The sequence below is a fragment of the Actinomadura sp. KC06 genome, from assembly GCF_004348735.1.
GTDB lineage: Bacteria > Actinomycetota > Actinomycetes > Streptosporangiales > Streptosporangiaceae > Spirillospora.
Genome location: NZ_SMKT01000232.1, coordinates 1 through 10,064 on the forward strand (window position 1 = coordinate 1; position 10,064 = coordinate 10,064).

General features: G+C 67.9%; 15 protein-coding genes and 1 pseudogene. 10 read left to right on the top strand and 6 right to left on the bottom strand.

The window, feature by feature from the left end:
* Positions 1 to 330: pseudogene (locus tag E1287_RS39440) on the bottom strand (hypothetical protein); the annotation flags it as partial.
* A 194-nt stretch (positions 331 to 524) separates the two neighbouring features.
* On the opposite strand from E1287_RS39440, the gene E1287_RS39445 reads away from it, so the two are divergent.
* Together E1287_RS39445 and E1287_RS39450 are read left to right on the top strand one after the other, a co-directional pair.
* Complete coding sequence (locus E1287_RS39445) at positions 525 to 1,733, top strand: AAA family ATPase (RefSeq protein ID WP_131970614.1); 1,209 nt, start codon at positions 525 to 527, stop codon at positions 1,731 to 1,733.
* 207 nt (positions 1,734 to 1,940) lie between these two features.
* Positions 1,941 to 2,414, top strand: a complete 474-nt coding sequence (locus tag E1287_RS39450; RefSeq protein WP_207934738.1) for a hypothetical protein — start codon at positions 1,941 to 1,943, stop codon at positions 2,412 to 2,414.
* Between the two features lie 75 nt (positions 2,415 to 2,489).
* On the opposite strand, the gene E1287_RS39455 is transcribed toward E1287_RS39450, so the two are convergent.
* From E1287_RS39455 to E1287_RS39465, 3 genes are read right to left on the bottom strand one after another with little or no spacing between them, the layout of a single operon-like run.
* Positions 2,490 to 2,684, bottom strand: a complete 195-nt coding sequence (locus E1287_RS39455; RefSeq protein ID WP_131970616.1) for a DUF397 domain-containing protein — start codon at positions 2,682 to 2,684, stop codon at positions 2,490 to 2,492.
* Positions 2,685 to 2,713: 29 nt separating this feature from the next.
* On the bottom strand, positions 2,714 to 2,911 hold the full coding sequence (locus tag E1287_RS39460) for a DUF397 domain-containing protein (protein WP_131970618.1): 198 nt from the start codon (positions 2,909 to 2,911) through the stop codon (positions 2,714 to 2,716).
* Complete coding sequence (locus E1287_RS39465) at positions 2,901 to 3,731, bottom strand: DUF5753 domain-containing protein (protein ID WP_131970620.1); 831 nt, start codon at positions 3,729 to 3,731, stop codon at positions 2,901 to 2,903. Before E1287_RS39465 ends, E1287_RS39460 begins: the two co-directional genes overlap by 11 nt.
* On the opposite strand from E1287_RS39465, the gene E1287_RS39470 reads away from it, so the two are divergent.
* The 4 genes from E1287_RS39470 (at position 3,730) to E1287_RS39485 (ending at position 5,571) form a co-directional block, all read left to right on the top strand.
* Positions 3,730 to 4,095 (top strand): hypothetical protein, encoded by a 366-nt coding sequence (locus E1287_RS39470; RefSeq protein ID WP_131970622.1) that lies wholly within the window; start codon positions 3,730 to 3,732, stop codon positions 4,093 to 4,095. The two genes, E1287_RS39465 and E1287_RS39470, sit on opposite strands and share 2 nt — an antisense overlap.
* 164 nt (positions 4,096 to 4,259) lie before the next feature.
* Positions 4,260 to 4,682 carry a hypothetical protein gene (locus E1287_RS39475; protein WP_131970624.1) on the top strand — a complete coding sequence of 141 codons (423 nt, stop codon included), beginning with the start codon at positions 4,260 to 4,262 and terminating at the stop codon, positions 4,680 to 4,682.
* On the top strand, positions 4,666 to 5,139 hold the full coding sequence (locus E1287_RS39480; RefSeq protein ID WP_131970626.1) for a hypothetical protein: 474 nt from the start codon (positions 4,666 to 4,668) through the stop codon (positions 5,137 to 5,139). Before E1287_RS39475 ends, E1287_RS39480 begins: the two co-directional genes overlap by 17 nt.
* A gap of 9 nt (positions 5,140 to 5,148) precedes the next feature.
* Positions 5,149 to 5,571, top strand: coding sequence for a hypothetical protein (locus E1287_RS39485; protein WP_131970628.1), 423 nt, complete (start codon positions 5,149 to 5,151; stop codon positions 5,569 to 5,571).
* Between the two features lie 85 nt (positions 5,572 to 5,656).
* Here the strand turns inward: E1287_RS39485 and E1287_RS39490 are convergent, their stop codons facing one another.
* A complete protein-coding gene (locus tag E1287_RS39490) occupies positions 5,657 to 6,292 on the bottom strand; it encodes a DUF4360 domain-containing protein (RefSeq protein ID WP_165969423.1) in 636 nt (211 codons plus the stop codon).
* A gap of 363 nt (positions 6,293 to 6,655) precedes the next feature.
* Between E1287_RS39490 and E1287_RS39495 the strand changes: the two genes are divergently transcribed.
* Both E1287_RS39495 and E1287_RS39500 read left to right on the top strand, forming a co-directional pair.
* Positions 6,656 to 7,696 (top strand): peptidoglycan-binding protein, encoded by a 1,041-nt coding sequence (locus E1287_RS39495; RefSeq protein ID WP_131970632.1) that lies wholly within the window; start codon positions 6,656 to 6,658, stop codon positions 7,694 to 7,696.
* Between the two features lie 41 nt (positions 7,697 to 7,737).
* Complete coding sequence (locus E1287_RS39500; RefSeq protein ID WP_131970634.1) at positions 7,738 to 8,745, top strand: nitronate monooxygenase; 1,008 nt, start codon at positions 7,738 to 7,740, stop codon at positions 8,743 to 8,745.
* Here E1287_RS39500 and E1287_RS39505 read toward each other — a convergent pair.
* Positions 8,715 to 9,104 carry a helix-turn-helix domain-containing protein gene (locus E1287_RS39505; protein ID WP_131970636.1) on the bottom strand — a complete coding sequence of 130 codons (390 nt, stop codon included), beginning with the start codon at positions 9,102 to 9,104 and terminating at the stop codon, positions 8,715 to 8,717. The two genes, E1287_RS39500 and E1287_RS39505, sit on opposite strands and share 31 nt — an antisense overlap.
* A 56-nt stretch (positions 9,105 to 9,160) precedes the next feature.
* Between E1287_RS39505 and E1287_RS39510 the strand changes: the two genes are divergently transcribed.
* A complete protein-coding gene (locus E1287_RS39510) occupies positions 9,161 to 9,574 on the top strand; it encodes a DUF4440 domain-containing protein (protein WP_243719748.1) in 414 nt (137 codons plus the stop codon).
* A 179-nt stretch (positions 9,575 to 9,753) separates the two neighbouring features.
* The coding region (locus E1287_RS39515) for a carbohydrate-binding protein (protein ID WP_347814007.1) at positions 9,754 to 10,064 on the top strand (311 nt) is incomplete at its 3' end.

Below are 10,064 nucleotides of genomic sequence, written 5' to 3' on the forward strand. Positions count from 1 at the left end.
CGGCACAACCCGTCGCAACGCCGCCAGCATCAACAGCAGACTCGTCTCCGCAACAGCCTGCGCGTTCTGCCCAGGCATGTTCGCCACCGCGATCCCGCGCTCTTCGGCCGCGTCCAGATCGATGGTGTTCACACCCGTCCCAAGCTTCTGGATCAACCGCAACTTGGGCGCCCGATCCATATCGTCAGCCGTCAACGGCCGCAGCACATGCCAGAGAACCTCGACCTCCGGCAGCAGCTCAGCAAGCCGCTCATCGTCCTGCTCCGAACAACTCACAACATCAAGCCCCGAAGCCTCATGCTCCATGTCAAAGTGCAACAACACCCGCATCCCGACCTCCTTCCCACCCCCGATCATGACGCATCCCCACAACGGGCGACCAACGCGCCGCCTGGTTGACGGCCGGCGAGCCGTGCCGCGCCGTCCTCGCTACATCCCTGCACAGGTCTGCCTGCAGCAACGCCCCAAGATAGGCTGATCTTTCAGGTGTGGCTGCCGGGGCTGAGGATCGTGGGGGCGGGACGATGAACGACCGGCTGATCGAGCTGGAAGTACAGAACTTTCGCAGCCTGCGCAAGATCACCGTGCCACTGGGCCCGCTCAATGTGCTCGTGGGGCCGAACGGTGCGGGAAAGACCAATGTGCTGGAGGTCTTCCGGTTCCTCGCTGACGTTATTCGCACCGACCTGGAACCGGCACTGGAACTCCGTGGGGGGTTCGATGAACTCGTATTCTGGGGAGGGCCGAAAGAACCCGCGTCGTTCCGGATCAAGCTGAAGGCGACATGGACGGCGCACAGCAGCGCCAGCGCCCCGGACGAGTACACCCTCCGAGTGGAACGGCGCGCGCAAGCCGAGAGGGGTCCCTCACTCAGGCGGCATGAGACCTTCCAATTCAACCGGCCTCAAGAGGACGAACGGCGCAGCATCACCGTCTCTGGGCAGAGGGTGAGCGTCGAGAGCATCAGCCGGAACAGGAAGACCTCTCAGGAGCACAGCCTCGGGATCCGCCGCCTGAGCAGTGGCCTGTCCACCCTGCCTCGCCTATCCGATGACGAGGGCGGTGACGAGGTCGCCACGGTGGCCGAGCGACTCGCTTCATTTCGCGTCTTCGATGTTGACGTCGACAGGGCTCGCCGTCCGTCCCGCTTCCGGAGAAGATCCGAGGTGCTGGAGGACGACGCCTCGAACCTCGCGGCCTTCCTGGTTTCCCTTGAGGGGCACGGAAACGCGGTGCTCGAACAGTTGGTGGAAGACGCCAAGGAAGTGCTTCCGCAACTGGACGGCCTGAGCTTCGAGTACCCGTCAAGGGCCGCAAGCGAGGTCGTCGTGGTCCTTCATGAGAGAGGGTTGCGCAGACCGACACAATTGGCGGACGCCTCGTACGGCACCATCCGCCTCCTCGGTCTGCTGGCTTTGCTTTACGACCCCGAGCCCCCCGCCCTCACGTGCATCGAGGAGATCGACCATGGGCTTCACCCGCAGGCCCTTGAGCTACTCGTTGAGCGCCTGCGCGAGGCGAGCGAGCGCACGCAGTTCCTGATCGCGACCCACTCACCGGCCTTCGCGGACAGATTGAAGCCCGGTGAGCTGCTGGTGTGCGAGCGACTCGACGACGGCTCGTCCGCGATTCCCGCCATCCCGGAGGCCAAGGTCAAGGAGATCGCCGACAGTAGTGATGACCTGCCGCTCGGACGCGGCTGGTTCTCGGGAGCGCTGGGCGGTTCCCTGTGAGCCGACGGGGCGGGACAAGGATCCGCGCCACCCGGCGCCCTGTTGTCGTACTGGCAGGCGAGGACCGCAATGATCGGCGGTGTCTCCGCATCCTGCTGGAAGCGCAGTGCGACAAATGCGCGGTCGGCTGGTCGAGATCAACGAGCCGGTGAGGCTCCACAAAGTGCCCGCCGCTCGTTGCCGCAAAGGACTTCGGACCTGGCGCGCTTGGTTCGAGCCCGCGCCGTCGCCGAGGAGGCGGAGCTTGCCTGCGTCTTCGTCCACGAGGATCTGGACAGCTGCGATGGCGCTGATTATCCCGTGGTCCACCGCCGAGTACAGGAAGCCCTGCGCGCGGAGCTAGGCAACGCCCACTATGTGCTGGCCGTTGAGGAGATGGAGGCTTGGCTGCTCCTCTTTCCCGATGCGTTGTCCGAACTGGTCGGCGCATGGAAGCTCCCTGCGAAGTACCGAGGAAAGGACACAGGTCGGCTCGCCGACCCGAAGGGGATCCTCATGCGGGAGGTCTCCAAGGGAGGACGGCGCTACCGAGAGTCCGATGCGCCTGCCGTCCTGGAGAAGGCCGTAACGCTGGAGCTTCACCGCGACCCCGTCGGTTCCAACCGCTCGTGGACGCGGTTCGGCGCGGACATCGAGACCTGCTGCCGCGATCACCTCAAGCAGCCAACGAGGCGAAGGTGACCAGCGCGCAGGCGCACCAGACACCACAGAGCCCCCGACCGCATCAGGTCGAGGGCTCGTTGAGTAGGAGGGGGGTCAGGCCAGGTCGTGGTCGCCGTTTTTGATCTGGCGGGTGAGTGTGTGCCACGTGGTGGGAGCGAAGGTGAGCTTGGGCCCGTCCGGGTCCTTGGAGTCTCGAACACCGATGTCGCGTTGCAGCCCTGCAACTTCAACGCAAGAGCTTTCGCTGCCGCTGCTGCCGCTGCGGGTCGACTTGCGCCAGGTGATCATGCAATCCGCTCTATTGCGTATAGGGCCAGTCAGGTGAGGTCGTGGTCGCCGTTCTTGATTCGGCGACTGAGTGTGTGCCACGCGGCGGTGTTGAGGGTGAGTCTGGGGCCATGCGGGTCCTTGGAGTCTCGCACCGCGACCAGTGGGGTGAGGTCTGCGACCTCGACGCAGTCTCCCTCCTGAACGCCGCTGTAGGAGGACTTGCGCCACGCGGGGTTATTGGTCATTGAACGCCTCCATCACCTTGCGTATCAGGTCCCGCGAAGGACCCTCGGGTAGCGCCTTGCCGCATATGCGGTCGTATCGTACGGCGAACAGCCTGACGTCCGGCGGTGAGGAGACCAACCGTCCGCCCTCGGGCGACTCGGTGTAGGCCACTTCCCCATAGTCATCGCCGGACATGAGGGTGAAGCTGCCGTCGAGGCCAGGATATGCCCCGGTTTCGAAGGTTTTAGGCACCACCCGGACGCTGTGGCGTTCCGACGCCTCCAGCAGCGCGGCGAGTTGCGCCCTCATGACCTCGGGACTCCCGACCGGCCACTCAAGAGCGTGCTGGGAGACGATGACTCCCAGTTCCGGGGCAGGGTCGGCCGAGAAGATCTCCTGCCGCTCCAGGCGGCTCGCGAGCCTTGCGTCGACGTTGGGGGTCGGAACTCCCATGATCAGGGCGCGGGCGTAGTCCTCGATCTGGAGCAAACCCGGGATCGTCTGGGCTTGGAAAGTGCGGATGAACCGTGCCCGTCGTTCGAGCTGCCTGTACTGCGAGAACCATTCGGGGTCGTGGCCGAGGCTGGCGTACCAGACCAAATGTCCGAGAATGCCCCCAGTTTTCCACTTGCGGTCGACGAGCGCCGCGCGCTTTCCGTCGAGCCGAACCTGCCCCGTCTCGATTCGGGAGACCTCCGTCGTGCTGGCTCCCATGACCTGGCCCATCTGGGTCCCGGAGATCTCACGTTGATTCCTGAGAAAGCGCAGGTACCACGCGATGAGGTCCCACATGTTGGTGCGTGGCTGGGGGAGTTCTTCCGGCTTCCGCTTCCGCGGCATGAGCGATCTCCTGTCTTCCGAGATCTTCCCGACTTCTTCCGGACACGGGACAATTTACGCCGGTGCGATCAGTCTCGTTGGTGAATCACGAGAAAGACCCAGCGGCAAACAGGTGAGGGTCATGGCAATGGAGACGCGCACACATCCCGAAGATCTGGCAATTGCCCGGCTTCGGTCGGAATTCGTCGGATATCGGTTCTGGCGGGCCGTGCGGGCGGACGGGTCGCTGGGGGAGTGGGTGGCGAGCCTGCATGACCCGGCGGCGGGGGTCGATCCGACCGTCATGTGCCCCACGGCCGAGGAATTGCGCGTGGCGCTGGTCAAGGAGGGCGAGCGCGCCGAGCTGCGCGCCAGGTTCCGGTGACGCGCGGAGGCACCGGGAGGCTCCGCGTTGGTCGCCGGTCCCGGGGCCGCCGGTCTTAGACCGGCGGGTCCGGAGGCGCGGGCGGTGCGCACCCCCGTCCCCCCGGGTGCACCGCCCGCGTCCCTCCGCCGAAGAGACGGGCTGAACACAGTGAGGTGAACCCGATGGGTTTCGACAAGGGACGGCATGCGGGGACCGTGGACGCGCCGCCGCGCAATGAGCGGCGCGAGTACCTCTCCGCCTTGTACGAGGGTGTGCGGGCGCACCCGGAGCTGGCGGGCGGGCTGATCGAGCGGCGCGGTGTGAGCTGGGTGAGCGTCGTCCGGTACGGCGGCCCGCGCCGGACGGCCGAGATCGGCTGCGACTTCCGCGACGGCGGGTGGTGGTTCTGCTGGGCGGCCAACGGCCACGCCATCGCGCCCGCGTCCGACATCGCCGGCGCGCTCGACGCGATCACGCGCGAGCTTGCGGCGGTGGACGGGCATTCCCCCAGACTCCGCACTCCGGGCCGGAAGGCGCGCACCCGGAGCGGCGGCATCAACGATGAGGCGCGCGCCGCTGGAGGGCACCGTGACCATCACCACTGACCGGGCGGCTCAGGCCGCCAAGGATCCGCGTGAGCTCGTCCCGCCCGAGGTGTGGAACCTCCTGGTCGACGACCTGCGGCGCTACCACCACGTCACCCTCGGCTACGCCGAGCGGATGATGGGGCAGGCGCTGGTCTTTCTGAAGGCGCAGGCCGAGATCGTCCGGGCTCGGCGGGAGGGACGGGCGTGGGAGCGGATCGTGCCGACCTCGCCCGTGGACCCGGCGTGGCACGCGTTCATTCTGCGGTCGCAGGATTACGGTGCGTTCTGCGAGGAGCACGCGGGCGAGTACATCCACCACGTCCCGTACCAGGACGAGGCCATGCTGAACGGTGAGGCGCTAGAGGTCACCATCCCGCAGCTGGAGGCGACCGGGTACCGGGTGGACGTGGAGTTCTGGCACGGCGAGCGGTCGCCGTGCTGCCCGCCGGAGTGCAACAACATGGGCGGGAAGTGACCCACTCCGATGACGCAGCAGATCGCCCCTGACACGACCAAGCGGGCGGGCGTCCAGCCCACGCATTACCACTGCTATGCGTGGTCGGGTGCCGGACGGGAGTGGGAGCGGCTCGGGAAGACCGACACGCTCGACCTCAACAGCCCGGACCGGCCGCCGGTGCGGACGGTCGACTGGCTGATCAAGTCGGCGCGGTTCATCGTGGCCGTCCACACCGATCCGAAGGCCGCGTGTGGCTGGCTGATCGGTGAGTGGGAGCAGGCGTGTGAGAAGGCGCTGAACCCCGTCCCGGGTTGGGTTAGCAGTGAGGAGCGGGCGGTGCGTGCGTTGCGGGCGATCGAGACGGGGTGCTGGCCGTCCTACAGCCAGTGGCTCGTCGGTGGCGTGATCGTGTTCATGGCCGTCCTCGGCACGGACGGGACGTGTCACTGAGTGCGACGAGGAGCGTCCCCTCGCCCGCTGCGGAGGTGGGCGAGGGGCGTGACAGCGGGGTGAGTCCCGGCAGGGAGCGTGTGGGTCAGGGGCACGGCTTCCATTTGAGGTGATAGGTCTGCTTGATGCTGCCGTCGAAGGAGCTCATGAAGCCGGAGCTGACCTTGGACTTGTCGAATCCCGGGAGAACTCGCAGTTCCGTGGTGATGTCGAGCGTCGGCTCCGTGCCGCACGGTTGCCACACGAGCTGGGACGCCGTGTCGGTGAACTGGAAGTTGTCGTCATAGGGGCCGCGAGCTTCGTGGGTCTTCAATTCGTTCTGCGGGCCGTCCTGGAAGTTGTGGTTGGTCTTAAGGATGGCCCGCGCGCCGGACTGAAGCTCGAAGGTCCCGCGGTAGTCCGTTTGCGAGATGGCGTAGGAGTAGCCCTTTTGGAAGTCCATGTCCAGACGGAGCCGGCAGTCCTTGCGACCGTCGGCGGGCTCTGAGGAGCCGCCCGCCCGGGCCGTGTAGTCGGCGAAGGTGAGGGTGAAGGCTTCGAATTCGTCCCACATCTGCGCCATGACGGTGCCGCGCTCGCACCCGGAGCCGCTCTGGCTCAGGATCTTGATCTCGTAGGGCGGGAAGCCCGTCGGTGCCGACGCGGCGGCCGGTGTGAGGGACGCGGCGGTCAGGGCGAGCGCGGCGGCGGCCGCGGCGGAAAATGCGATCCCCTTGTGCATGCGATTCCTTTTCACGGGGTGGATGCCTTTCTTTGGTTGGCGATGTCGATCCCCGCGCTGCGGGCACGGTGGGTGAGCCCCCGATACGTGTTGTGGCCACCCAGGACGGGCCAGGTCGCGGTTCTGGTCGCCACGAGGGCGGCCGGCGGATTCCTGTGTCTGTCCACAGTCGGTCGACCTCCAAGGGCCGGGGATGCCGACGCGGGCACAGAATGCCACCATTGATCATCCGCCGGACGAGGCAACTGTTGATCGGCTTGGCGGGGAAGTCAAGACAAAACATCGGGCGAAAACGTCCACGAATGTCCACGGCAGGTGTCCACACAGGTCAGCGCGGGTGGACGCTAAGGAGGACACCGACGTATGGACACCGTTTCCGGCCCGAGCCCGGAGAACATTACGACGGTCGAGGAATTCAAGGCTCAGTTGCGTGCCCTGAAGGCATGGTCGGGGCTGTCATTCCGGGAACTCGAGCGGCGCGCCCGCCTGGCGGGCGACACGTTGCCTTGCAGCACCGGCGAGGCGATGGTCGGTTCACGCCGCCGCAACCTGCCTCGCGAGGAGCAGGTCATGGCCTTCACCCGGGCGTGCGGCTGCCCTGCCGACCGGGTGGACGAGTGGGTCAGGGTGCGGCGGCGCATCGCCGCGACGTCCGCCGTTCCCGCAGCCGAGTTATCGAGCTCGGAACGGGCAGGGGGTGTCGGCGTCCGGCCACTCCCGCCGCCGGGAAGCCCGTCCCTCCACGGCCGCGCACCCCGGGCGGCGCCCCTGGGTGGGCGGGCCCGTCGCTGGATCTTGGCCGCCGCGGGTGCCGTGCTGTCGCTGTCCTTCGCCGGCGACGGGGTGATCGTCCCGGACACCGCCGCGACCGGCCCGCGCTCCCCGTCGACCGACGGCTGTCCGGAGCCGATCGGGATCGGCACCTACGGCCCGTGTGCGCTGCAGTTACAGCGGCAGCTGCGAAGCAAGGGAATTCCGCTGCCCGAAGACTCCTGGTTCGGGCCGTTCACCAAGCAGCGGCTCGTCGCCTTCCAAGCGTTCGCCGCGCTTCCCATCACCGGCACGGCCGATCACCGCACCCGCCGCGCGCTGGCCGAACTGGAGCCGGTCCGGCGCCGCGCCTGGACCGCCGCGCAGGTGGAGCAGCGGCTCGCCGAGGTGTTTCCCGAGCAGCGCGACGAGGCCGTCAAGCTCGTCCGATGCCTGTCCTACCTCGACCCGCTGTGGGTGATGCCGAACTCCCGCGGCGTGCGGTACTGGGGTCTGTTCCAGTTCTCCGACCCTGAACTGCTGGCGCTGGGGGCCGGTCCCGCCGCGGCGCTCGACCCGGAGTGGAACATCCAGACCGCCCGGATGATCTGGAGCCGCACCAAGGACTTCCGCCACTGGACCTGCGAGCCGTAGATCACCCGCCACGATCGGCCTGCTTCGTTATCGTGGTGATCATGACGCTGCCGCCGTGGCCTGAGCTTCCGATCGTGCAGGCTCCGATGGCGGGCGGGCCGTCCACTCCGGCGCTGGCGGCCGCCGTGTCGGACGCGGGCGGTCTCGGGTTCCTCGCCGCCGGATACAAGACCGTCGAGGCGATGCGCGCCGACATCGCGGCGACGCGGGAGCTGACGTCCCGGCCGTTCGGGATGAACGTCTTCATGCCGTCGGACGACGAGATCGACCCGGTCGCCGTTGCCGCCTACCGCGATCGGCTCCTCCCTGCCGCCGAACGCCTGGGTGTCTTGCCGGGCACTCCGGGTGCCCGTGATGACGGCTATGAAGCCAAGGTCGCCGATTTGCTGTCCGCCCCTCCGGCGTTTGTGAGTTTCACGTTCGGGTGCCCGTCCGCTGACCTCATCGGCGCCTTCCAGGACAGCGGAACCGTGGTGATCGTCACGGTGACCACGGTTGAGGAGGCGCGGCGGGCTTCGGCCGCTGACGTGCTCTGCGTCCAGGGGGGCGAGGCGGGCGGGCATCGTGGGTCGTTCGCCAACACGTCCGACGATCCCGTGCCGTTGCGCACGTTGCTTCAGGGCGTTCGTGCCGTTACCCGGCAGCCGCTCATTGCGGCGGGCGGGCTGGGGACGGCCGCGGACGTCGCCGACGTCCTCGCGCTCGGCGCCGCGGCTGCGCAGTTGGGGACGGTGTTCGTGCGGTGTCCGGAGAGTGGTGCGAGTGCCGTCCACAAGGCGGCGCTTGCCGATCCGCGCTTCACCGCGACTGCCATGACCAGGGCGTTCAGTGGACGGCTCGCGCGTGGCCTCGTCAACCGGTTCCTGACCGAGCATTCCGCGTATGCGCCCGCCGCTTATCCCGACGTCCATTTCGTCACCTCGCCGTTGCGCAAGGCGTCCGCTGCCCAGGGCGACCCGGACGGGGTCAACCTGTGGGCCGGGGAGTCCTTCCGGAACGCCACCGAAACCCCGGCCGGTCAGCTCGTCGCCGCCCTGGCTGGGGGTTGAGGCGTCTCGCTGCCCCAGTCCCAGAGGGCTTGCAGTACCGGGCCTAGGGCGCGGCCATGTGGGGTCAGCGTGTATCGGGTGCGCGGCGGCCAGCCCGGCTCGCGTTGACGGTCGACGACCTGCGAGCGGACGAGGTGCGCCAGGCGGTCCGCCAGGACCTTGTCCGAGAGCGCGGGCAGGGCCTGGCGCAGCTCGCTGAATGAATGGTCGTGCCGGAGAAGTTCGCGGACGATGAGCGTCGTCCAGCGTCCGCGAAGCGCGTCCAGCGTGATCTCTACCGGGCAGGACGTGCTCGGCTCGGCGACGTCCGCCCGTGGATCGGCGGGCAGCCCTGGACGGCCAACCGTTTGGTTAGTCACGAAGCGGCCTCCTAGCGTCCGGGCGGTGTCATGTCTGTCTACCGCGAAGGATGACCATGCGCCCACTTGCCGACCGTCCCGAGGACGTCCCGTTCGTGTTCGCGGAGCGGTTCAACAGCGGCGACCCGGCCGCGCTGGCCGACGTGTACGAGGACGGCGCGGTGTTCGTCCCCGAGCCGGGTTCGCCGCTCACCGGTGCAGACGCCCTCGCCGCCAACACGGAGTTCATGCACCTCGGAGTGCCGATCACGGTGCGCCCCCGGCACGTCTACACGGCCGGAGAGGTCGCGTTGCTGATCGTCGACTGGGTAATCGACGGTGTGGACCGTGCCGGACGTCCGGTCCACATCGAGGGGACGGCCACCGACGTCGCCCGCCGTGGATCCCGCGGTCATTGGCGCTACATCATTGACAATCCCTTCGGCTGCGCCCCGTCCGACCGTCCGGCCCAGCCCATGCCCCCGGGTTAGAGGGCTTCCCGGTCCGGAATGGCGCCGGTACTCTGCTACTGGCGTCCATGCCGGTTTTGTGCCATGCGCTTGGGAGAGTCCCGTCCGGGACTTGTGTCTGGCTCTGCACCGGCTCCTCAGTGCCCCCCGTCCTGCCGAGGAGTCCCGTGAAACACCACCCCCCCAAGCGTTTCGGTTTCATGCACAGACGTTGGTCCGCGGCCACGGCTGCTCTGGCCTCGGCGATCACGGCGGTGCTGCTGTCGGCCGTCGCGCTGGTCGTGCTGTCCGCGCCGTCGTCCGCCCAGCCGTCCTCCCTGGCCGTCTGCACCTACCCCGCATGGGGCGAGGGCGGCAGCTACGCGGCCGGGACCAAGGTCACCTACAGCGGCCGCGGCTACGAGGCCCGCGTCGCCCACACCGCCCACACGGGCGCAGGCTGGAACCCGGCCGCCACCCCCACCCTGTGGCGTGACCTCGGGGTCTGCGACGACTCGCAGCCGCCGACCAC